The sequence below is a fragment of the Raskinella chloraquaticus (SeqCode) genome, assembly GCF_021731865.1.
GTDB classification, from domain to species: domain Bacteria; phylum Pseudomonadota; class Alphaproteobacteria; order Rhizobiales; family UBA4765; genus Raskinella; species Raskinella chloraquaticus.
Genome location: NZ_JAKFWN010000024.1, coordinates 38117 through 60053, shown reverse-complemented (window position 1 = coordinate 60053; position 21937 = coordinate 38117). Strand labels below are relative to the sequence as shown.

Here is a 21937-nt window from a genome sequence, read left to right as displayed (position 1 = left end):
CCACATCTTTGGAGCGAGGTTTGAAGCGGCAAGCGGCATGCTTGTCAACGGCACGATGTGCGCGACAGGGAAACGAACTTAACGCCTGCCACGCGCGACGCGGGAAATCTCCTCCCGGACCAGCCGTTCAACAACGGAGGGCAGATTATCGTCAAGCCAGGTCTTGATCATCGGCCGCAGCAATTCCTTCATCACGTCTTCAATGGTTCGCGGCTCATTGGAGAAGATCGCCTGGGTGAGCGAGCTGAAGGCGGCGGCAACCGAGGCTTCGGTATCCTGCGACAGCAAGGCGGGTGCTGCAGCAGCGGGCGGGCTTGCCATGGAAGCCGGCGCGCTGACCGCGCCTGTCGACCGCGTCGCCACAGGCGCCGCGGGCATCATCACAGGTGCCATCGGCTCTTCGTCAACAGGCTCTTCGAAACCGAGATCCTCCTCGACCTCGACAACCGGCATCGCCTTGGCGGCGGATTTGGCAGGGGCCGCGTTATTGCTGACATCGGCGGCCGCCCGAACCATGGCAAGATCAAGCGCTTCTTCTTCGTCGTCCGCCTCGCTTTCCGCGACTTCCGGAACGGCAGCCGGCTCGTCCTCACCGGCATCCATCGCCGCCAGCATGGCGTCGATATCATCCTGGCTGGCCGGCTCAGAGGCTTTCGGCGCAGGTGTCGGTTTAGGCGCGGCAGGCTTGGGGGCGGCAGCCTTTGGTGCCTCGGGTTTTGGCGGTTCCGACTTCGCGGCCGGGGCTGCTGGCGCGGCGTCACCATCGGTGATGATGCGGCGAATCGACGCCAGTATTTCTTCCATCGATGGTTCGGCTGCCGCGGTCGCCTTACTCATGCCTGTGATCCCACCAAACGCCTTGCTGACCTGCCCTACATATCAACCCGTCGCCCGAAGTCCCCGAACAGCGCGACACTATCGGCCTGTTCGAACCGACGCCGACCAAGCATCTGCAGTTTCGACCAGACGTCCCAAGTGGACACCAGAACGAGCAGCTGCGATGGCTGACACGCTGCCTGATAGTCATGCGCATGTCTGACTTGATTCGCAATGCAAACGCCGGCTTTTTGTTTGTATTTTCCAGAGTTTTGCGTCGTCAAATGCGACCTATTCGCCGCTTGGCGTCCGCAGCCCGTGCCAGCGATCACGCACCTGCTCGTAGTGCTGGGTCGGATCGTGAAGGGCGACGGCGAGTTGCAATTGCTCCGCACTCAGGCGGCCGATGGCGCCAAGCAGCGTGTAGGCAGCGACGGTGCGGTCATGTTGCGAGCGCACGAGCGCTACTTGCGCATTGAGCAAGATCTGCTGGGTGTTCAGCACGTCGAGGATCGTCCGCTGGCCGACGCGCGCTTCCTCCCTAATACTGTCGAAGGCGATCTTTGCCGCCTTGATCTGCGCCTGCGAGGCGTTGACCTGGGCGCGCTGGCTCTCGAGATTGCCCCATTGGGTGGCAACGAGCGCACGGATCTGATCGCGGACCACGTCAACCTGGATACGATTCTGGCCGAGCGTCTCTTTGGCCTGCCGCACCCGCGAGGGCGCAACGCCCGCCTCGTAGAGGGGCACCGTCACGCGTCCCACAACCGCGTAGGACTCCGACGTATTGTTGCCGATGGCGCGATTGAAGCCGGTTGACGCGGTGCCGCCGACGGTGATCGTCGGATAAAGTGCGGCCTCGGCGATCTGAATGGCGAAGGCGGCGGAATCAACATTATAGGCCGCTGCCCTTATCTGCGGGTGTTCGCTGGCGCCGGCTTCAATCGCTGCGGCGACGGATTTCGGCAGCGTCCGCTCGACATTGGTCTGGGGATTGAGATTTCCTGCTTCCTGGCCAATCTGCTGGCGATAATTGGCTTTGCTCGCAATCAAAGCCGCTTCAGCTGCGCTCACCTGAGATATACCGCCCTGCAATTGTGACTCTGCCTGTGCCACGTCGGTTCGCGTCACTTCGCCAACCTTGAAGCGATCACGGGTCTGCCGCAGTTGCTCGGTCAGCACGACGACGTTGTTTTTTTGCAGTTTCACGATCGCCTGATCGCGCACCACATCCATGAAGGCGGTCACGGCAAGCAACATGATGGATTGTTCGGCGGTACGCAGGGTCTCGCGCTGGGCACGTACCAGAGATTCGGCCTGACGGACCTGATTGTCAGTCGAAAAGCCGTTGAACAGCGTCTGGTTGACCGTAAAGCTGTAACCCGCAGGTGTCTGGTTTGTTTCCTGACGGCCAGCGCCCGCTGTCGTCTGCGATCCCCGACCCGTGGTGTTGATATTGTGCTGGGCGCCGAGATCGGCGTTCAGACTGACGGTCGGGCGATAGCCTGCCAGTGCCTGCGGTACGCTTTCGTTGGTGACACGAAGCGCGGCGCGCGCGGCGTTAAGCTGGGGATTGTACACGTAGGCGCTGGCCAGCGCGTCGCGGATGGTTTGCGCCCTCAGCTCACTTGCATGCCCGCCAAAAATAACACCGAAACCGAGGAGCGCGATGCATGATGGAAAACGTAAGCGCATTGTTAACCTTTTGGCCTGCACAATCCTCGACATTGCCGTTGTCGGGGTCGCTGATGCAATGCGCGAACCATAGCAGGTCCGCGCTTATTCACAATGACAGCGTCGTACAAAGCTGCGATTTGCCGCAAGTGAAGCAATGTTGCAACGTGTGAACACGTTCATTCCGCTGCCGGCCTATGCAGAAAACTCGAAAGCCGGTTGCGTTTCGAACCCCGCCAGTGTCGGGACAGCCACATCGAACATCGCCTGACCCGATACGACAGCCTCCTGGCGGCGATAAAGATGCGCCTTGGCCGTTCGCCCGCGTCCGACCACAGCGACCATACGCCCGCCGGGAGCGAGCTGTGCACTGATTGAGGCCGGCAATGCGTCGATTGCGCCTTCGAAGATGATGCTGGCAAAGGGCGCATCGCTTGGCACGCCCGCCGCCATTGCACCATGGTGAACATCGACATTGGCGACACCGTTGGCGCGCAGTGCTGATTTGGCCGTGTTCGCCACATCACGGTCAGCCTCGATGGCAACAACATGGTGGACAAGCTCGGCCAGAATAGCAGCGCCGTAGCCGCCTGCGCAGCCGATCATCAGCAGCTTGCCATCGCTTGTGGGGGCGAGAAGCTGGACGAGACGTGCCCAGGCTGCCGGCGATGGCAGCACGCGCGACTGGTTCATCTCATCGACGCCAAGCTCGCCGTCACAATAAGCGATCTCTCGCCAGGCCGGCGCAATGTAGGCCTCGCGCCTTATTTTCAGAAACGCAGCGATCACCTGCGAATCCGTCACATCGACCGTGCGGATCTGGCTGTTCACCATCGTTTCGCGGGCAAGATCGAAATCCATGACAAATCCCAGGCTTGAGTGAGCGACAAACTTTAACGACGCGCCACGTCAGTCGCAAGCCGGCATCTTGGCAGGCCGTAGCGACAAGTGTGGAGGCCTCGTCCGGAATCGAACCGGAATACACGGATTTGCAGTCCGCTGCGTAACCATTCCGCCACGAGGCCTTGCTGGAGATATCGTCCGCGCGGCGCTATAACAGGTCGAGGGCGCGACGCCAAGCTGTTCTGCGAACTGTTGTCGCAGTGGCGTTCCACAACCGTCTCATTTGCCCGGGGATCGCCGGGATGCCTCGCGGCGATCAACAGAATTTCCAGCCGTTCCGGTGACGAATCCACGGCACGATACGGCGCCGCAGCCGCAGGTGAACCCTTCTGCCGCCTCGTTGCAGAATGTCGCGTAATCGAGCGTCAATTCCTCGCCTTCGGCAATCGGGCGCAAAGCGATCACGTCGAGGCCGTCATAGCCTGTATTGGGGTCGCAGGAATGGTTCTGCGGCGCCCAATCGTTCCAGTCTTCCGACCACAGAATATAAACCTCGTCGCTGAGCGGATAGGCATATTGGGCAAACAGGCGCTGGTCGCTGTCATTCCACTTATTCGTGACATGGCGTCTGGTTGCGAGGCGCTGCGCACGCTCCTCACCTTTGAACACAATGTCGCCCGGCGCCAAAGCGCACGTTGCCTCGATACCAAGCCCCGCAAGCCCGTTGTCGCGTACGCGATAGGATTTACGGCGCGATCTGTGGCGGGCAAGCCCATCGGCAACAATCAGACGCAGGAAGGCCGCCGTCCCGAACCCGTCACGCGCCAGGATATAATCAGCGGTGCCGTGGAAGCCATCAGGATAAAAGACCGAGCAGGTGAAATTGGCATCGAGAACATGGACGGTACCATGCGCGTCCAGTCGAAAATCAAGCCGGCAATAGCCCTTGGCCCCAAAAGCGAGGAATATCCGGCGCGCCGCATCCTTCAACTGTGTCGCGAGCGCCTCATCGGTTACGGCGATGTTCAGCTCAGGATGAAACTCGGTGTTCTTCAACGCATAGGATTTGAAGCGTTCACCGGGTGGAAATACGAACTCGATCGGCGCGAAGGCGCGCGGCATGCCGGGCGATCGCGGATCAGCGGCAACCAGCACGGAAAATTCGCGGCCGCCGATGAATTGCTCGATGAGAATGTCATCAAACGCAGCCAGAAGTGCCGCGCCTTTTGCGATCAGTGCGATTTGATCATTCACCAGATTATCGCTGTCGATACCAAAGCTGTCGCCACCCTCGTTAGGCTTCAGAAAAAGTGGAAATGAGAGCAACTCGCCTGCCCGCTTTACATCCTCCAGCCGGCTCGCCCTGACAAAGCCCGGCGTCGCGACGCTGCTATAGCGCGCAATGATCTTCAGCGCGCCCTTGCGCGGCTCATAAAGATCGGCGCTTGGCCCGGTATAAGGAAGTCCGAGCGCGTCCAACGCATGGATGACGTCAATTGACGGAACGTCCCATTCGAGATGCCCCTCGCACAGGTTGACGAACATATCAAAATTGTCACGTTTCAGCGCTTTCAACTGGCGGTAGACAGTCGCTTTATCAAGAAAGACATGGGTGAATTGCCACTCCGGAACCAGCCCTGACAGATCACGGGGTGGATCATTCCTTGCGTAATCCGCCAGCATCTCGGTGCGCTGATAGGAGGGTTGAAGGACACAGATTTTCACAACGCCCTCGCCTCGCCATCCGTCAGAATAAGGGCGATCAGGTCCGCCGAAGACATCCCCGACATGGCAAGAATACCGCCGACTGACGATGTGTCGTCAGATGACAAGGCGCAATTGGCGTTAACCTCGAGGACATAGGCTTCACCCGTGCGGCGCGAGGCGCGGATGTCAACGCGCGCATAGCCACTGCCATCAACCGCGAGATAGGCGCGGCGCGCCAGATCAACCAGATGGGCGTGATCGCTCGAGGGGGCTGGCGCATAGCCGTAAAGGTCAATGCCGTCAGGCAGGCGCTCATCATGGGAATACTCTCCGCAGACGCGCTCAAAGGTGAGAAAGCGTTGATCCTCGGGCAGCGCCGGATGGAACACGCGCTCGCCGGGCTCAAGCACCCTCACACCGTGCGGCGCGCCGATATCAGCAACGCACAGCACCGTGAATTCGCGGCCATCGAGATAAGGCTCGGCGAAAAAGCCTCCCGGCGCGACATGGCAATCATGCATTCCAGCCAGCAGGAGCGTGGCATTGGCCTGCGCCTCGTCCAGCGTCCTGGCCAGTGAACGCAATGTGATGCCGGCAGCGCCAAACGAGACATCGGGCTTCAGGAACAGCGGAAAGCCGATCTCTCTGGCCGCCGTTTGCAGATCGCGGGTAACGTCGTTGATCACGACGTAAGGAGCGGTCGCGACACCGGCAGAGCGAAACCGTTCCTTCATGGCAAGCTTTGACGTGGATATCTCATAAAATCGACGGCGAGCGCCGGTAAAGGCAAGGCGCGCTGCTTCAAGCGCCCGCACGACCGACAGGCCCGGATAGCCATTGATGTCATCGCCGTCACAGAGGTTGAAAACGCTAGCGCCAGCGCGGCGCGCATCGTCGATGACGGCCTCGATGTTGTGCGCTGTGACGCGGACCCATTGCCATTGTCGGCCCAGGGCCTGCATCCATTGCGCAACATCAAAGCGCATCTCAGCCGTTTCGAAATACGGGCTGATCAGAGCCTCGCCAGCAGCGGCATAGGGTACGAAGACGTGCACGGGTGGTGGCGGGATATGGCTGGCGCGGGCGAGGGGCGCGGTCATCTCGCAGCCTCGACACTTTCGCGCAATATCAGCCGCACCAGATCGCTGAAGTCATAATGCGCGGCGGCGAGCGCTGGAGCGATGCTCAGCTCATCACGCGACAGCGAGCAATTGGCATTGACCTCAAGCAGGAAGGCAGCGTCGTCGCCATCGCGTATCCTGACATCAATGCGCGCGTAGCCTACCCCATCCACCGCTCGGAACGCAGCGATTGCCAGGCGCTTCAAGGGTTCATGAAAGACGTCGGGGGCTGTCTGATAAACAACACGAGCCGCCGTGCCCTCGTCGCGCTGATTGCCAAAGGGATCAAAATCGCGATGCCCCTTGAAGAGGATGCGCTCGCGATCAGGGATGCGGGTATCAAAGACGCATTCGACAGGCGCGAAAGCGCGCAGGCCTGTCGCCGCGCTGTCGTCCTCGACAACAAGCACACTCATTTCGCGGCCTTTTACGAAGGCCTCCACATACGGCATGCGAGCGCCAAACCCGTGGGCGAGCAAGGCCGCGTGCTCGTCTTTCAGGTCGTCAGCACCAGCCACAACCGATCGTCGGGTCATGCCGATGCCATCAGCGGAAACATCGAGCTTGAGAATACAGGGATAACCGACGACGGTCTTAGCCAGCGCGATCGCTTCATCGTGGTCAAGGCGGATGAACGGGGCCGTCGGCAGGCCGGCGGCAATGAAGCGCTGTTTCATCGCCAGCTTGGAGGACGACAAGCCATAAAACCGTGGATCGGCGCCGCTGAAAGATACTCCCGATGCCGCCAGCGCCGCGACAACGGAGGGTCCGGGATAGCCATCCTGCTCGTCACCATCGCAGAGATTGAGCACGACCGCACCGGCAGCGCGCGCCTCACTGACAGCGCGCGTCAGCGACTGCTCGTCGAGCGTAATCACGCACCAGCGCCACTCGCGACCTGGTGCAAACCAGCCTGGCAGTTCAGCGCGGAATTCGGCGGTATCATAATAGGGGCTGGCGGCGCGCCCCTCGCTCAACTGGTAGGGAACGAAAACATGGACCGGCCGCAGCCGCGCGCTTGCCGGCTGCTGATCGCGCGGGCGGTTTTCAGCCCTGATCGTCGATGCGCGAGGCAATGTAGGGCGACAGGCGGGCGGCGATACGTTGACGCTGCGGGCCGGAGAGATAACGGAAGCCTTGGACGACACGCACGCATCCGGGCTGACCACAGCCGCAGTCAAAAGGAGATGCCATCGACCATTCGGTGGTGTTGTAATCGAAGGAGAGCTCTTCGCCTGCCTCAATGGGGCGCGCAGCAACCATGCGCCGGTTGGCGACATCGACGACAAGATTAGGCTCACAGGAATGATTGACCAACCGCCACAAGGCGCGCCGCGTCAGCACGTGCTGGTTAGGCGATAACTGGATGGTGTATTTGTTTGGCGCGTCCACAATGTCGCCGGTGAGGAAGAACACAAGCTCTCCCTGACGCAGGGCCCGGACGGCGCGGATCATCTCGCCGAAGGGACCATAATCGACCTGTACGCGCATCACTGCCTGATTCATGGCGAGGACCGTTTGGCGCTGTGCCGGCAGCGCGTTGGTTTGTCGAACAGCACCACGCGGAGTACCCGCCCGGGCCGAGGCTCTCAGCAGTGAGCCTCAAGCTGCAATACATGACAGAGCGGCGACAAGCGAGAGTAAACCTCGATAATTAAAGGTTATTTTGCGGGATCTGGAGTCTATCCACAGAAAGCGACTCAACGATATCGAAGCGGTATTTATGATGGGACAAAACAAAATAAAAACTATAAACGCAGCCTGACAACGCTAACGTCTGTATAGACGTAATTTATGTATGTAACACCTCGTCCATTTTCACTTGACAAGATTTCATAATAGAGCTGTCACGAAAATCAGTATTGCCATATGGCGACCCCGGCAGGGCTCGAACCTGCGACCTAGTGCTTAGAAGGCACTTGCTCTATCCAGCTGAGCTACGGGGTCAGACGCATACTCAATGGGTCCATTGACCAATGCGCGTGAATTTGAAGTTGTCGGAGTAGGACATCGCGGGTGATTCCGATGCCGCCGATTCGCTGACTTCGTAAGCGATTCCCTGGCGCTCGGCATAGGCTGCGGCAGCTTCCCGGGTCTCAAACCACAGCTTCACCTGCGTCTGCGTGTCGCCGGATGATACCCACCCCATCAACGGATCAGCGCCACGGCGCTCGTGCGGCTGGAATTCAAGCAGCCACATCTTGGTCTTGCCGCGCCCTGACTGCATGGCACTGCGCGCTGGCTTGTAGATCCTCGCGGTCATCACCTGCTCCTGTCATCTGATGATCGATTGGCACGACGAGAGAGTGGTCGGGGCGGCGGGATTTGAACTCGCGACCTTCTGTACCCAAAACAGATGCGCTACCAGGCTGCGCTACGCCCCGAATTCTCAGTCTACCGACGGTGCGATGACACGGCTGTGCAGCGCTCGTCAAGACTTGCTGCCACCGGCCACCCGCCCGTCGGCGAGAAAACGATGTCACAGATTGCCAAAGATAACGTTGCGAATGCGGTCGCCCGGTTTCACACCGAGACGTTTCACGGTTCCGGCCGGCACTTCAAGCACGGCGCGCACCTGGACGCGCGAGGAAATGGTTGCAAGCGAGAACGGCGTTGTTTGCTCCACCACGTGCGCTACCGTTCCATCGGCTTTGATAAACACCATATCGAGCGACAAGATGGTGTTCTTCATCCACATCGTCACGATATCGTCACGGCCGAAATCAAAGAGCATTCCGCTATCGCTCGCCAGCTCGCGGCGATGCATCAGGCCGACTGATCGCTCCTCATCGCCGAGCGCCATTTCAACGGTAAAGTGATGAACGCCGCTGGCCGCCACGATATCAAGTGCCGCCGTGCGCAAACCCGTCTGCGGCTTGTCTTGCGCCAGGGAGAGGCTGGCGAACATGACAACGAGACCAAGCACTGCCGACCACAGATGCCATGATCGTCCGCGCTCAGAACGCCGGCTCGATCCCGTCCTGATGTTCCAGACTGTCGTCCGCATATGTCACCCGTCTGCCATGATGCAATGAACGCCTGTCTGCCAAAGGCAGCAGGGCGCACCGTTCATACCGACACATGATGGCATCGATCAATGCGACTGTGGAATATTTCCGCCGCTTTCGGGGCGCACTTCTGCAGCCATCAACCCTTTGGGGCCTTCACCAAAGCGGGCCATGACCGTCTGCCCCGGTCGCAATTCGGTGACACCGAAACGGCGCAGCGTTTCCATATGGACAAAGATGTCGCGACCATTCTCGCCATGGGTGAGAAAGCCAAAGCCCTTGGTCCGGTTGAACCATTTGACGATGCAGCGCTCGAGTCCCGACGTCGGGGCTACCTGAATATGGGTTCGCGCCGGCGGCAATTGCGAGGGATGAATGGCCGCTGATTCATCCATCGCTTTGACGCGTAACGCCTGCAATCCCCGTTGACGGTTCAAAACCTCAACCACCACGCGGCTGCCTTCGTAAGCCGTCTGGAAACCATCGCGGCGCAGGACGGTCACGTGCAGCAACACATCCGGCAGCCCGTTATCTGGAATGATGAATCCGTAGCCTTTAGCGACATCGAACCATTTGATGATGCCGGCGATCTCGACGACGTCGAGCCCTGCATCCGATCCCGAGCCTACATCGCGGTCGAGGCCCCGCCCCTCATTCGCACTCATTTGGCACTCCGCCGCCCCAGCAATGCTGATTAACACAAATTTAAGCTTGCCATGATTCGAGCAAAAACGAAGTAGGCGCAGTATCAAAATTCAAATAAATTGAGGCGTAATTGTATGTATTCCTCCGCATTTCCATGTTGTTGTTGCGCCTTTCCTAGGGAAAATGAGGAGGGAAACAGGCGGCGATTTCGGTGCGCAATACGAGGTCGGCTTCTTCATCCAGCGCCGTCTTCTCGCGATTGATGATGACAAGGCGGGCGCCGGCGTCCCGCGCGACAAGGGGGATGGCTGCGGCGGGATAGACGACCAGCGAGGAGCCAACGACGAGGCAAAGGTCGCATCGCTTTGCCAATTCGCCGGCGCGCGTCAACGCGCTCTGCGGCATCGCCTGACCAAATGAAATGGTCGCACTTTTCAAAACGCCGCCACACTCCATGCAATCGGGCGGCGTGCTGTGCTGCTGGAAATATGCGCGGATCGGCCCCAATTCGTGACGTTTTCTACACTGAAGGCAACGCGCATAAGTGGTGTTGCCATGAAGTTCGATGACGTCTTCCTCGCTCAGGCCGGCAGCCTGATGCAACCCGTCGATATTTTGCGTTATCACCGCCCTCGCTCGCCCCTCGCGCACCCAATTTGTCATGACATGGTGGGCGGATGTCGGCTGCGCCCCGGCGAAGCTGTCGTCCATAGCGAATTTTCGCCGCCAGCCCTCAATGCGGACCGCCGGCTCCGCGACAAAGGCCGCAAAGGGGATCGGCTTGTTGACGGTCCACAACGAGCCCGGCGAGCGGAAGTCAGGGATACCGGCATCCGTCGAGATACCAGCGCCGGTGAACGGCAGGATCGAGCGCGCGGCAGCAATCTCCTCATGCAACCGCATGCGCGCTTCATCACCATCCGTGATCAGGATCATGGCCGCCCTATTCCTGCCTGCCGGCTTTGCAGATAGGTTTTAGCCGTCCGCACCGGAAATGTGCACGGGAAAAGGGTGCGACAAAACGATCCATAATTCCAGGGGCCCTCATTGGTCGCTATGAGAAGCGGCTTGGACACAGGATAAAGACCAAGGCACATAACGAGGCTTGACCGGGATCACAGCTGAAGGAGACGATGATGCGCTATCTGCACACTATGGTGCGCGTGAGAAATATCGAAGAGAGCCTTGATTTCTACGTTACCAAATTCGGCCTCATCGAATTGCGCCGCATCGACAGTGAGGCTGGCAAATTCACCCTCATCTTCCTGTGCGCCAAGGAGGATGAAGCTGCTGCCCGCGCGGCCATCGCCGAAGGGCGGCGTGATGCGCCAATGGTCGAACTCACCTATAACTGGACGCCGGAGGATTATGGCACTGCGCGCAATTTCGGCCATCTCGCCTACGAGGTGGACGATATCTACGCGACTTGCGCCAGGCTGCAGGCTGCCGGTGTCATCATCAACCGCCCGCCGCGTGACGGGCGCATGGCTTTCATCCGCTCGCCTGATCTCATCTCGATCGAGCTGTTGCAAAAGGGCGAAGCGAAAGCGCCAGCCGAACCGTGGGCGTCGATGCCCAACACCGGCGTATGGTAAGCTTGGCGCGTGATGGGCGCATAGCGGCCTTCACAAGGCTGATCTAGCGCTTGCACCGTGCAGCGCACCACCTTATAAGCGCCGGGCGTCGGGACGAAGTTTCCGGCGCAGGCTCCCGTCGTCTAGTGGTTAGGACACCAGCCTTTCACGTTGGGTACACGGGTTCGAATCCCGTCGGGAGCGCCAAATTTTCATTATTGCAATTGCTTGTATGTTCTGACCGATCGCGTCACATCGTTGATGCAATACGATAATTCCGGATGTACATCCTGACCGCTTTCATTGACCAGGGTTGATCGGCCGGATCGCGAGCAAAAGTTTGGCCGCGTGGCAGAGTGATCGGTTGCCTCTGGCGCACAGCTGTCACCAGCCGCCATTCTCAACTGCCGACCGCATTCGACAACATGCCGCAATACAAGGCTCGAATCCGGGCCTAATATCGTTGCCGGAGGCAGGATGGCGACAGGATTCGATATACCGACCTATGGCGATGCGCTGGTCGTGCTGGGAACGGCGGGTATTGTCGTGCCGCTGGCGCGCCGCTTCGGCTGGAGCCCGGTCGTGGCCTATCTCATCGCCGGCGCGGTGGTTGGTCCCTACGGTCTGGGATCACTCGCGGCTCTTTATCCGTGGATGGCATATATATCGATATCGGATGGAAAGAACGTCGGAAACATCGCGGAATTCGGCGTGATATTCCTTCTGTTTCTCATCGGCCTCGAACTCTCCTACGAGCGGCTGATCTCCATGCGCCGGCTCGTCTTCGGGCTTGGCAGCCTGCAGATTATTGTCTCAGCTCTGACGTTGAGCGGGGTTTTACTGCTGCTTGGCCTTTCGCCATCCGTGGCGGTGGTCATCGGCTCGTGCCTGTCCCTGTCCTCCACGGCGATCATCATCGAACTCCTGTCGCAACAGGGGCGTATGGCGACGGCGACCGGGCGCGCGAGCTTCGCCATCCTGCTGGCGCAGGATCTCTCCATCGTGCCGCTGTTGATTTTCATCACTATCCTGGGCAGCCGCAGCGGTGGTTCGGTCACCATCACGGTACTGCTCGCGCTCGCGCAGGCCGTGCTGGCGATCGCTGTCATTGTCATCGTCGGCCGCCTGCTTTTGCGCCCGCTGTTCCGGCTGGTGGCAGGAGCTGCATCCAGCGATCTCTTCATTGCCGCCATCCTGTTCGTGATTGTCGCCACCGGCGTCATTGCCGCGCTTGCCAATTTGTCGATGGCGCTCGGCGCCTTCATCGCCGGCTTGCTGCTGGCTGAAACCGAATATCGCAGGGCCATCGAAACGCTGATCAAACCGTTCAAAGGGCTTCTTCTCGGCATCTTCTTTTTTACCGTCGGCATGGGCATTGACGGTCGCGTGGTTGTGCATGCGCCAGTGATGACGGCGCTCGGCATCGCAGCGCTGTTTGCCATCAAGGGGGTGATTGCGTTCGGCGCGGCGCGCAGTTTCAGGCTCAGCCGGGTGGTTGCGCTCGAAGTGGCGCTGCTGCTGGCAGCCGGCGGCGAGTTTGCTTTCGTAGGCCTCGGATTGGCGCTGTCGCTTGATGTCGTGCCGGCGGAAACCGGGCATTTTGCACTCGCCGTCACCTCGCTCACCATGCTGCTTCTGCCGGCGATCGCGACCCTGGCCCGGCGCCTGTCGCAGCGGGTCGACGCCCCCAGGCCGGTCGATCCGGCTCTGTCGCAGATGCCCGGCGAGCGCCGTCATCACGCCATTGTCGTTGGCTATGGTCGCGTCGGCAAGGTGGTGGGCGACATGTTGCGGCGCCACGGGCTTGAGGTGACGGCCATCGATTCGGATGCCCGCAGCGTCAGCGATGACCGCCGCCGTGGCCATGAAGTTTATTTCGGTGATGCGAGCGACCCGCAGTTTCTCGAAAATTGCGGCATTGCAGACGCGTCCGCCGTCGTCATCACCATCCATTCCATGGCGCTGATTGCCCGCATCGTCGAAGGACTGCGACGCCTGAGGCCCGACCTGGTCATCATTTCGCGGGCGCGCGACGGCGACCATGCCCGCCAGCTCTATGCGCTGGGCGTCACCGATGCCGTGCCGGAAACCATCGAAGCCAGCCTGCAATTGTCGGAAGCGGCGCTGGTTGGCCTCGGCAAGCCGATGGGTCCGGTCATTGCCTCGATCCATGAGCGGCGTGATGAATTTCGCAAAGCGCTGCAGGAGGCTGCAAAAACAGCCGGGCAGGCATCTTCTCATGCCGTTAAAAGGAAGGCATGATCACTCTGCGCTGCCAGGCACCCAGGCGGTAACATGAGCCCAAGCCAATGAATGACGTGATCGATGCTCCCTTGAACGCTCTGGTGGTCGACCTGCTGGCTTTTCTTGCCGCAGGCGAAAAGCCCTATGCCGACGTCATGTCGGCCTGGCGCACCTCCTGCCCGCGCCTGCCGGTATGGGAAGAGGCAAATGATCGCCGGTTTGTCGAGCGCAAGATCCGTGAGGGCCGGCAGATCGTTTGTATCACGGCACGCGGCAGCGACTTTCTCAGGCGTCAAGGCTGAACGATGAAAATCGCCATCCTCGATGACTGGCATGACACGCTGCGCGGCTTGCCGTGCTTTCGCAAGCTCGACGGCTTCGACGTTACCGTGTGGAATGATCATGTCGCAGATGTCGGCGAGCTGGCGCGCCGGCTGAGCGACACCGAGGTGCTGGTTCTGTTTCGCGAACGCACCGCCATGTCCCGCGCGCTGATCGAGAAACTGCCCAATCTCAAACTCATCAGTCAGCGCAGCGTTTATCCTCATATTGATATTGCGGCCTGCACCGCACGCGGGATCATCGTCTCGTCCAATATGCATGCCGGCACGCCGTCATATGCGACGGCTGAATTCACGTGGGCGATGGTGCTGGCCGCTGTCCGCTCGATCCCGCAACAGATGGCATCGCTCAAGGCCGGCACCTGGCAGATGGGGGTTGGCTATACGCTGCATGGCAAGACGCTCGGTGTCTTCAGCTATGGGCGGATCGGCAGGGAAGTCGCCCGCTACGGCAAAGCCTTCGGCATGAAAGTGCTGGTGTGGGGCAGCGACAAGAGCCGGGCGGCGGCGATCGCCGATGGTTATGCGCAGGCTGGCAACAAGGCTGAACTCTTTGCCGAAAGCGATGTGGTTTCGCTGCATCTGCGCCTCGTCGATGCCACGCGCGGCATTGTCACGGCGGATGATCTGGCCCGCATGAAACCCGGAGCGCTCATCGTCAACACCAGCCGGGCTGGCATCATCGCGCCGGGGGCACTGGTGGCAGCACTTGAGGCAGGACGGCCAGGCATGGCCGCCATCGATGTCTACGAGCACGAACCGATCGGCGCTGAAGGCCATCCGCTGCTTGATATGCCCAATGTGGTGGCAACGCCGCATATCGGCTTTGTGACGCATGAGGAATATGATGTGCAGTTTGGCGACATCTTCGACCAGATCATCGCCTATCGCGACGGCGCGCCCGTTCATGTCGTGAACCCTGACGCGCTGGCGACAAAGCGCGAGTGAGGCAGCCCGGCATGTTCCAACCTCCTGCCCGTTTCCTGTCGCCGCAACTGCAGGTAGAACGCTGATCATGGAATCGTGGGATCAACATTACGACACGCTGGTGGTTGGCGGCGGCAATGCGGCGCTGTGTGCGGCAATCGCGGCAGCGCGCGGAGGCGCTCGCGTTCTGGTGGTGGAGGCGGCGCCTAAATTCTACCGAGGCGGCAATACCCGCCACACACGCAACATGCGCTGCGCCCATGCCAAGGCAACCCATACGCTCACCGGCCCCTACACGCAGGACGAATTTTACGACGATCTGCTCAAGGTCACCGGTGGCAAGACCGACCCGGAACTGGCGCGCCTGATGATCGGCGAGTCCGAGGACATGCTTGACTGGATCGTCGAGCAGGGCGTGCGCTGGCAGCCCTCGCTGGGGGGTACGTTGAGCCTCGGGCGCACCAATTCATTTTTCCTCGGTGGCGGGCGAGCAATGCTCAACGCGCTTTACGCTACAGCCGAGCGCCTTGGTGTAACGATCCGCTATGACGCCGAGATCGTTGATCTGACAATTGAAGACGGTTTTTTTCTCAACGCCATTGTTGCCCATGATAACAAGCGTCACGCCGTCACGGCTGCGACGCTGATTGCGGCTTCCGGTGGCTTTGAGGCCAATATCGCCTGGCTCAAGGAGGGTTGGGGAGAGGCTGCCGACAATTTTCTTATTCGCGGCACGCCGTACAACAAGGGTACGGTGCTCAAATTGCTGCTGGATAAGGGCGTTGGGGCAATCGGCGACGCGACGCAGTGCCACGCGGTGGCCATCGATGCCCGCGCGCCGAAATTCGATGGCGGCATCATCACCAGGCTTGATTGCGTCGTGTTCGGGATTGTCGTCAACCGGCGGGCCGAGCGCTTCTATGATGAAGGGGAGGATATCTGGCCAAAGCGCTACGCCATATGGGGCCGGCTGGTGGCAGCGCAACCTGAGCAGATCGCCTACATCATCTTCGATGCCCCGTGCCTGGAGCAGTTCATGCCCTCGCTTTATCCACCGATCCGCGCCGAGACGATTGGCGACCTTGCAGGCAAGCTCGATCTTGATGGTGCAACGCTGGAAAAGACCATAACCGGGTTCAACGCCGCCGTGCGTCCCGGTACATTCGATCATACCATCCTCGATGATTGCCGCACCGAAGGATTGCACCCCGCCAAATCACATTGGGCGCGCCGCATCGAGACGCCGCCATTTTATGCCTATCCGGTGCGCCCCGGCATCACGTTCACCTATCTGGGCACGCGGGTGAATGCGCAGGCACGCATGATGATGGCTGACGGGAAGCCGTCGGCCAATATGTTCGCCGCCGGCGAGATCATGGCCGGCAACGTTCTGGGGCAAGGCTATGCGGCGGGCATCGGCATGACAATTGGCAGCGTTTTTGGACGCATCGCCGGACGGGAGGCGGCGCGCCATGCACGCAACTGAGGCGCTCAAGGAAGCAGACCGGCTGATGACGATCTGCAATTCGTGCCGCTATTGCGAAGGATTATGCGCGGTCTTTCCGGCAATGGAATTGCGCCGTGAATTTGGTGACGCTGATCTCAACTATCTCGCCAATCTCTGTCATGGCTGCGGTGCGTGCTACACGGATTGTCAGTTTTCGCCGCCGCACGAATTTGCCGTCAACGTGCCAGCGGTCCTGGCCAAGGTGAGGAATGATTCCTATCTGAGCTATGCCTGGCCACCGGCATTGAAGCTGCTGTTTGGTGCCAATGGCATGGTGGTGGGCCTTCTGACCGCCACCTGCATTTCTCTGTTTCTTCTGGGCTTTGTCGGTTGGTCTGCCGGTGGCGAGATGTTTGCCGTGCATGCCGGCCCTGGTGCTTTTTATCGTCTCATGTCGCACAATGCGATGGCGCTGCTGTTTGGCCTGGCGTTTGCCTATGCGCTGGCAGCAATGGCGATGGGCGCACGCACTTTCTGGCTTGGCTCGCGGCCGCCGGCGATATCGCCAGATGACGCGGCAATGGCCGTCAGCGATGTCGCCACGCTGCGTTATCTTGGCGGTGGGGGCGCGGGCTGCGATGTCGATGACGCAGGGAAAGATCGCCGGCGGCTTTATCACCACCTGACGTTTTACGGCTTCCTGCTATGCTTTGCGGCGACCTCGGTCGCAACGCTTTATCATTATCTTCTTGGCATGGAGGCCCCCTACCCGCCTTATGACCTGCCGGTCGTGCTGGGCAGTGTCGGCGGCATCGGTCTCATCATCGGACCGATCGGGCTGCTGCATCAAAAGTTGCGACGCGGTGCCCATCTGGGTGATGCACGCGCGTTTGGCATGGAAAGCGCGTTTGTTTTGTTGCTTGTTGCCACGAGCGTAACGGGCTTTGCGCTGTTGTTGGCACGTGAAACGGCTGCCATGGGTGTCTTGCTTGCCGTTCATCTTGGGGTGGTGCTGAGCCTGTTTCTCCTGCTTCCCTATTCCAAGATGGTGCATGGGCTCTATCGCGGGCTGGCGCTCCTGCGCAGCGCAGCCGAGCGTCGGGCACACCGTCAGCAAGGCAATACGGCATGAACACCCCAGAACCTTATACTTTGATCTAGCCAAGACTGTGGTTTTGCGGTTATGAATCAGGAAAGGCGGCGAAACGGCCGCAACAGGGAGGTACAAATGGGATCAATTTCTCGTCGTCAATTCGGTTTAGGCGTCAGCACAGCAGCGTTGGCCGCGGCCTACGGAGTTCCCGGTCGCGCGCAAGCGCCGCTGGTGATGAAATTCAGCCATGTCGCGGCTGACGACACGCCCAAGGGTAAGGGCGCGATCAAATTCCGTGAACTTGCGGAAAAATACACGGGCGGCAAGGTCAAGGTTGAAACCTACCCCAATTCGCAGCTCTTCAAGGACAAGGAAGAGATCGAGGCGCTGCAGCTTGGCGCCGTTCAGTTCCTGGCGCCCTCGACCGCTAAATTCGCGCCACTGGGTGCCAAGGAATTTGAGGCGCTCGATCTGCCGTTTGCCTTCAAGGACGAAGCCCAGTTCCAGACCCTCATCAAAGGTGAGCTTGGCCAGTATCTGCTCTCCAAGCTTGAACCGCGCGGCGTCAAGGGCCTGGCGTTCTGGGACAACGGCTTCCATATGGTGTCAGCCAATGTGCCTCTCTTGAAGCCGTCTGATTTCCAGGGGCTGAAATTCCGCATTTCGGGATCAAAGATCGCCGATCTTTATTTCCGCCGGATGGGAGCCATCCCGCAGATCCTGGCTTTCTCGGAAGTCTATCAAGCCTTGCAGACCGGAGTTGTCGACGGTTGCGAGAACACACCATCGAATTACTACACGCAGAAATTCCATGAGGTGCAAAAGCACATCACCAATGGCAAGCACGGGCATCTGCAATACGCTGTTATCGTGAATGCTAAAATCTGGGCCGGGCTGCCCGCCGACATCCGTGTGCCGCTCGAAAAGGCGATGGACGAGGCGAGCGTTTACGCCAATTCGATTGCACTGGAAGAGAACAGTGATGCGCTGAAGGCCATCATCGCCTCAGGGCGCACGACCATTCACAATCTGACGGAAGCGCAGAGAGGCGAATGGTATAAGGCGATGGCTCCGGTCTGGCAGCAGGCGGAAAGCCGGGTTGGCAAAGAAGCGATAGATGTCATGCGCAAGGTAACTGGTCAGACGGCTTGATCGCCTGAATTGTCCTTGCTGTCTTGTCGGGCCGGGATCAAGTCCCGGTCCGTTTTGTGGGTGCTGCCATGACGACTGCTGCGGTTTCGGCTTCTGTTCCTCTGCTTTCCAGGCTCCTCAATCGTCTGGAAGAATTGATCATTACCTTCCTCATCGCAGTAGCGACCGTCATTATTTTTATCGCCGTCATCCACCGCTACGGTACGGCAGCATCGGCTGACTGGTCGAAACTGGCAATCGCCAACGGCCTGCCGGGGGTTGGCGCGTTTTTTCAATCCATTTTCATGTGGATGGTCGCCTGGGACCTGTCGTGGGCGCAGGAACTCTGCATCTACCTGTTCGTTTGGATGGCCAAGTTCGGCGCTGCCTATGGGGTGCGGACCGGCATCCATGTCGGCGTCGACGTCTTCGTCCTCATGCTGCCGGAGCGCAGGCGCAAACGCGTCGTTCTGTTCGGCCTGCTGTGTGGCGCGCTGTTTACGGGCATCATCGCCACACTTGGCGCCGATTTCGTCTATCACATCAACCAGACGGGACAGGTTTCGAACGATCTCGAAGCGCCCATGTGGGTGGTCTATCTTGCCGTGCCTGTCGGCTCGGCCCTCATGTGCTTCCGCTTCCTGCAGGTCGCGTGGACTTTCTCGAAGACCGGCGAGCTGCCGCACCACGACCATATGCAGGTGGAAGGTGTCGAGGAGATCAAGGCGCCAGCGCCCGGCTCCACCATCACGGTGCGCGGTGAGCGCAAGACCCTCGGGCTTTTGCTCATCCTCATTCCCTTATTGATTGTCCTGGTGTGCATCGGTCAGAAGGCGGGAATTTTCGACGTTCCCGCCACATTGCGCCCGGTCATCGTCTTTGCCCTGCTGTTGTCGCTGATGCTGACCGGCATGCCGGTATCAATCGCGCTTGGCCTGACGGTGCTGACGTTCCTGTTCACCCTCACCCAGGTTCCTGTCGCCTCGGTGGCGCTGAAGCTCTTCACCGGCATCGAGAAATTCGAGATCATGGCGATCCCGTTCTTCATCCTCGCCGGTAATTTCCTCACCCATGGCGGCGTGGCCCGGCGCATGATCAATTTCGCCAGCGCGATGGTCGGCCACATGCATGGCGGCCTTGGGCTGGCGGCAGTGCTCGCCTGCGCCTTGTTTGCCGCCATCTCGGGATCATCGCCTGCAACCGTGGTTGCCATCGGCTCGGTCATCCTGCCGGCCATGATCTCGCATGGCTTTCCGCCGCGTTTCGGCGCCGGCGTCGTCACCACATCCGGCGCGCTCGGCATTCTCATCCCGCCGTCGATCGCCATGGTCATCTATGCGGTGTCGACCAATACGTCGATCGGCCAGCTCTTCATCGCCGGCATCATTCCGGGAATTTGTCTGGCGCTTCTGCTGGCCTTGACCACCTGGTATCGCGCCTGGCGCAATAATTACCCGCGCCTGCCCAAGGCAACAACGCGGGAGCGCTTGAAAGCGTTGAAGGATTGCCTGTGGGGTCTGCTGCTGATCGTGATCGTCATCGGCGGTATCTATGCCGGCTTGTTTACGCCCACAGAGGCGGCGGCGATGAGTGCCGTTTACGCCTTCATCGTGGCGGTTTACGTCTACAAGGATCTGAAGCTCACTGATGTTCCGCGTGTTCTGCTGTCATCGGCCAATACCAGCGCCATGCTGCTCTACATCATCACCAATGCGGTGCTGTTCTCCTTCCTCATGACGCATGAGAATATTCCGCAGGCGATGGCGCAGTGGATGATCGACCAGGGGCTTGGCTGGATCGCCTTCCTGCTTGTCGTCAACATTCTGCTGTTGATTGCCGGCAATGTGATGGAACCATCCTCCATCATCCTGATCATGGCGCCCATTCTGTTCCCGGTGGCCGTGAAGCTCGGTATCGATCCCATCCATTTCGGTATCCTGATTGTGGTCAACATGGAGATCGGCCTGTGTCATCCACCGGTCGGGCTTAATCTTTACGTTGCCTCGGGGATAACCAAGATGGGGATCACCGAGCTGACGATCGCGGTCTGGCCATGGCTGCTGACGATGCTTTGCTTCCTTGTCGTGGTCACCTATTGGCCGGGCCTGTCGCTGTGGCTGCCGACCGTGCTGGGAATGCGAGGTTAACAGCCGTACGCCTGCCTGTTGATGCTAGGCGTCCATCAACGATTGCGTCCGACGCCGTCCGGGTCTAGCACTTGGCCGTCATCGACCATTCGTTGAAGGAGGCCGTGCACCATGGGCGATCTTGTCGGCATTCCCTGCCTCTACATGCGTGGAGGCACCTCAAAGGGGCCGTTCTTCAAGGCAAGCGACCTGCCAGCCGATATTGCTGCCCGTGACCGTGTGCTACTGGCTGCCATGGGCTCGCCTGATCTGCGGCAGATTGATGGGTTGGGGGGCGCGGATACCCTGACCAGCAAGGTCGCGATCATCTCGAAATCGGAGCGCCCCGGTGTCGACATCGACTACCTCTTCGCGCAGGTCGACATCACCAAACCGCTCGTCGATACCTCGCCATCCTGCGGCAATATGCTGGCAGCGGTTGCGCCGTTTGCCATCGAAACGGGGCTTTACCCTGCATCCGAGGGTGAAACCCGGGTGATGATCTACAATGTCAACACGCAGTCGCGCATCGAGGCGATCGTCAAGACGCCGGGAAAAAGCGTCAGCTATCATGGAGACGCGCGCATCGACGGCGTTCCGGGCACTGCGGCTCCCATCATTCTCAATTTTATGGACGTGGTGGGCTCGGTATCGGGCAAGATGATGCCAACCGGACATGTCCGCGACACCATCGCCGGCATCGAGGTGTCGTGCATCGATGTGGCAATGCCGATGATCATGATGCGTGCTGCTGATTTTGGCGTGACTGGCGATGAGCCGCGCGCGGCGTTCAATGCCAACAAGGAACTTTTTGCGCGCATAGAGCCCATCCGCCTTGAGGCCGGGCGGCGCATGGGTTTTGGCGATGTCAGCGACAAGGTGATCCCCAAGGTCGGTCTCCTCGGGCGCCCGCGGGCGGGAGGAACCATCATGTCGCGCTATCTGACCCCGCATGCGCTCCACGCAGCCCATGCGGTCACCGGCGCGGTCTGCGTGTCAGCGGCCTGCGCGCTTGAAGGGTCAATCGCCCATGAGGTCGCGACAGCCTCGCCGGATAATCCGCGCACCATATGGATCGAGCACCCGTCAGGTCAGGTCGATGTGCTGCTGACGACAAGCGGCAAGGGCGCGGATATGGATGTGGTGGCTGGCACGTTGCGCACCGCGCGCCCGATCATGCGCGGCGAGGTGATGGTGCCGTCTCACCTGCTGCAAGCGACACTGGTCCAAACGAGTTGAG

At 59.9% G+C, this 21937-nt stretch carries 20 protein-coding genes, 4 tRNA genes and 1 pseudogene; 11 read left to right on the top strand and 14 right to left on the bottom strand.

The window, feature by feature from the left end; translation table 11 throughout:
* Positions 1-78 precede the first annotated feature (78 nt).
* The 14 genes from ACINK1_RS08515 to ACINK1_RS08450 all read right to left on the bottom strand — a co-directional run bounded on the left by ACINK1_RS08515 (position 79) and on the right by ACINK1_RS08450 (position 10750).
* Positions 79-837, bottom strand: a complete 759-nt coding sequence (locus ACINK1_RS08515) for a PopZ family protein (protein WP_376800920.1) — start codon at positions 835-837, stop codon at positions 79-81.
* A 270-nt stretch (positions 838-1107) separates the two neighbouring features.
* Positions 1108-2511: a TolC family outer membrane protein gene (locus tag ACINK1_RS08510; RefSeq protein WP_376803754.1), complete on the bottom strand. Its 1404-nt coding sequence runs from the start codon at positions 2509-2511 to the stop codon at positions 1108-1110.
* 174 nt (positions 2512-2685) lie between these two features.
* A complete protein-coding gene (locus ACINK1_RS08505) occupies positions 2686-3351 on the bottom strand; it encodes a protein-L-isoaspartate O-methyltransferase (RefSeq protein ID WP_376800922.1) in 666 nt (221 codons plus the stop codon).
* A gap of 90 nt (positions 3352-3441) precedes the next feature.
* Positions 3442-3515 (bottom strand) — tRNA-Cys (locus ACINK1_RS08500).
* A gap of 97 nt (positions 3516-3612) precedes the next feature.
* Complete coding sequence (locus tag ACINK1_RS08495; protein WP_376800923.1) at positions 3613-5058, bottom strand: SET domain-containing protein-lysine N-methyltransferase; 1446 nt, start codon at positions 5056-5058, stop codon at positions 3613-3615.
* Entirely contained in the window at positions 5055-6140 is a 1086-nt protein-coding gene (locus ACINK1_RS08490) for a hypothetical protein (protein ID WP_376800924.1), read from the bottom strand. The genes ACINK1_RS08495 and ACINK1_RS08490 overlap by 4 nt, the downstream gene beginning before the upstream one ends.
* Entirely contained in the window at positions 6137-7237 is a 1101-nt protein-coding gene (locus ACINK1_RS08485) for a hypothetical protein (protein ID WP_376800925.1), read from the bottom strand. The genes ACINK1_RS08490 and ACINK1_RS08485 overlap by 4 nt, the downstream gene beginning before the upstream one ends.
* On the bottom strand, positions 7209-7667 hold the full coding sequence (locus ACINK1_RS08480) for an SET domain-containing protein-lysine N-methyltransferase (RefSeq protein WP_376800926.1): 459 nt from the start codon (positions 7665-7667) through the stop codon (positions 7209-7211). The genes ACINK1_RS08485 and ACINK1_RS08480 overlap by 29 nt, the downstream gene beginning before the upstream one ends.
* A 364-nt stretch (positions 7668-8031) precedes the next feature.
* A tRNA-Arg gene (locus ACINK1_RS08475) sits at positions 8032-8108 on the bottom strand.
* 10 nt (positions 8109-8118) lie between these two features.
* Positions 8119-8424, bottom strand: coding sequence for an ETC complex I subunit (locus ACINK1_RS08470; protein WP_376800927.1), 306 nt, complete (start codon positions 8422-8424; stop codon positions 8119-8121).
* 44 nt (positions 8425-8468) lie between these two features.
* Positions 8469-8545, bottom strand: a tRNA-Pro gene (locus ACINK1_RS08465).
* 95 nt (positions 8546-8640) lie between these two features.
* Positions 8641-9069: a DUF192 domain-containing protein gene (locus ACINK1_RS08460; protein WP_395760077.1), complete on the bottom strand. Its 429-nt coding sequence runs from the start codon at positions 9067-9069 to the stop codon at positions 8641-8643.
* A 186-nt stretch (positions 9070-9255) separates the two neighbouring features.
* Positions 9256-9834 (bottom strand): cold-shock protein, encoded by a 579-nt coding sequence (locus ACINK1_RS08455; protein ID WP_376800929.1) that lies wholly within the window; start codon positions 9832-9834, stop codon positions 9256-9258.
* A gap of 154 nt (positions 9835-9988) precedes the next feature.
* Complete coding sequence (locus ACINK1_RS08450) at positions 9989-10750, bottom strand: Sir2 family NAD-dependent protein deacetylase (protein ID WP_376800930.1); 762 nt, start codon at positions 10748-10750, stop codon at positions 9989-9991.
* 200 nt (positions 10751-10950) lie between these two features.
* Here ACINK1_RS08450 and ACINK1_RS08445 point away from each other — a divergent pair, with 200 nt between their 5' ends.
* From ACINK1_RS08445 to ACINK1_RS08395, 11 genes and pseudogenes are all read left to right on the top strand, one after another.
* Positions 10951-11409, top strand: a complete 459-nt coding sequence (locus ACINK1_RS08445; protein WP_376800931.1) for a VOC family protein — start codon at positions 10951-10953, stop codon at positions 11407-11409.
* A gap of 111 nt (positions 11410-11520) precedes the next feature.
* Positions 11521-11595, top strand: a tRNA-Glu gene (locus tag ACINK1_RS08440).
* Between the two features lie 270 nt (positions 11596-11865).
* Positions 11866-13650, top strand: coding sequence for a cation:proton antiporter (locus ACINK1_RS08435; RefSeq protein ID WP_376800932.1), 1785 nt, complete (start codon positions 11866-11868; stop codon positions 13648-13650).
* Between the two features lie 47 nt (positions 13651-13697).
* Entirely contained in the window at positions 13698-13934 is a 237-nt protein-coding gene (locus ACINK1_RS08430; protein WP_376800933.1) for a hypothetical protein, read from the top strand.
* Between the two features lie 3 nt (positions 13935-13937).
* Positions 13938-14921, top strand: coding sequence for a D-2-hydroxyacid dehydrogenase family protein (locus tag ACINK1_RS08425; protein WP_376800934.1), 984 nt, complete (start codon positions 13938-13940; stop codon positions 14919-14921).
* A 67-nt stretch (positions 14922-14988) separates the two neighbouring features.
* Entirely contained in the window at positions 14989-16386 is a 1398-nt protein-coding gene (tcuA, locus tag ACINK1_RS08420; protein ID WP_376800935.1) for an FAD-dependent tricarballylate dehydrogenase TcuA, read from the top strand.
* Complete coding sequence (gene tcuB / locus ACINK1_RS08415; RefSeq protein WP_376800936.1) at positions 16373-17479, top strand: tricarballylate utilization 4Fe-4S protein TcuB; 1107 nt, start codon at positions 16373-16375, stop codon at positions 17477-17479. The genes tcuA and tcuB overlap by 14 nt, the downstream gene beginning before the upstream one ends.
* Before the next feature lie 96 nt (positions 17480-17575).
* Positions 17576-18592, top strand: a complete 1017-nt coding sequence (locus tag ACINK1_RS08410; protein ID WP_376800937.1) for a DctP family TRAP transporter solute-binding subunit — start codon at positions 17576-17578, stop codon at positions 18590-18592.
* A 68-nt stretch (positions 18593-18660) separates the two neighbouring features.
* Positions 18661-19218 (top strand): annotated as a pseudogene (locus tag ACINK1_RS08405) (TRAP transporter small permease); the annotation flags it as partial.
* Positions 19219-19431: 213 nt separating this feature from the next.
* The gene (locus tag ACINK1_RS08400; RefSeq protein WP_376801004.1) at positions 19432-20718 is read left to right on the top strand and encodes a TRAP transporter large permease; all 1287 of its coding nucleotides are present in this window, start codon (positions 19432-19434) and stop codon (positions 20716-20718) included.
* 111 nt (positions 20719-20829) lie between these two features.
* Positions 20830-21936 (top strand): 4-oxalomesaconate tautomerase, encoded by a 1107-nt coding sequence (locus ACINK1_RS08395; protein WP_376800938.1) that lies wholly within the window; start codon positions 20830-20832, stop codon positions 21934-21936.
* The last annotated feature ends 1 nt before the right edge of the window (position 21937 follow it).

Excerpts from the sequence above, each read along its gene's own strand:
- ACINK1_RS08515 (WP_376800920.1), bottom strand. The coding sequence starts at position 837 with ATGAGTAAGGCGACCGCGGCAGCCGAACCATCGATGGAAGAAATACTG.
- ACINK1_RS08510 (WP_376803754.1), bottom strand. The coding sequence starts at position 2,511 with ATGCGCTTACGTTTTCCATCATGCATCGCGCTCCTCGGTTTCGGTGTT.
- ACINK1_RS08505 (WP_376800922.1), bottom strand. The coding sequence starts at position 3,351 with ATGGATTTCGATCTTGCCCGCGAAACGATGGTGAACAGCCAGATCCGC.
- ACINK1_RS08490 (WP_376800924.1), bottom strand. The coding sequence starts at position 6,140 with ATGACCGCGCCCCTCGCCCGCGCCAGCCATATCCCGCCACCACCCGTG.
- ACINK1_RS08480 (WP_376800926.1), bottom strand. The coding sequence starts at position 7,667 with ATGAATCAGGCAGTGATGCGCGTACAGGTCGATTATGGTCCCTTCGGC.
- ACINK1_RS08470 (WP_376800927.1), bottom strand. The coding sequence starts at position 8,424 with ATGACCGCGAGGATCTACAAGCCAGCGCGCAGTGCCATGCAGTCAGGG.
- ACINK1_RS08460 (WP_395760077.1), bottom strand. The coding sequence starts at position 9,069 with ATGTTCGCCAGCCTCTCCCTGGCGCAAGACAAGCCGCAGACGGGTTTG.
- ACINK1_RS08455 (WP_376800929.1), bottom strand. The coding sequence starts at position 9,834 with ATGAGTGCGAATGAGGGGCGGGGCCTCGACCGCGATGTAGGCTCGGGA.
- ACINK1_RS08450 (WP_376800930.1), bottom strand. The coding sequence starts at position 10,750 with ATGATCCTGATCACGGATGGTGATGAAGCGCGCATGCGGTTGCATGAG.
- ACINK1_RS08445 (WP_376800931.1), top strand. The coding sequence starts at position 10,951 with ATGCGCTATCTGCACACTATGGTGCGCGTGAGAAATATCGAAGAGAGC.
- ACINK1_RS08435 (WP_376800932.1), top strand. The coding sequence starts at position 11,866 with ATGGCGACAGGATTCGATATACCGACCTATGGCGATGCGCTGGTCGTG.
- ACINK1_RS08430 (WP_376800933.1), top strand. The coding sequence starts at position 13,698 with ATGAATGACGTGATCGATGCTCCCTTGAACGCTCTGGTGGTCGACCTG.
- ACINK1_RS08425 (WP_376800934.1), top strand. The coding sequence starts at position 13,938 with ATGAAAATCGCCATCCTCGATGACTGGCATGACACGCTGCGCGGCTTG.
- tcuA (WP_376800935.1), top strand. The coding sequence starts at position 14,989 with ATGGAATCGTGGGATCAACATTACGACACGCTGGTGGTTGGCGGCGGC.
- tcuB (WP_376800936.1), top strand. The coding sequence starts at position 16,373 with ATGCACGCAACTGAGGCGCTCAAGGAAGCAGACCGGCTGATGACGATC.
- ACINK1_RS08410 (WP_376800937.1), top strand. The coding sequence starts at position 17,576 with ATGGGATCAATTTCTCGTCGTCAATTCGGTTTAGGCGTCAGCACAGCA.
- ACINK1_RS08395 (WP_376800938.1), top strand. The coding sequence starts at position 20,830 with ATGGGCGATCTTGTCGGCATTCCCTGCCTCTACATGCGTGGAGGCACC.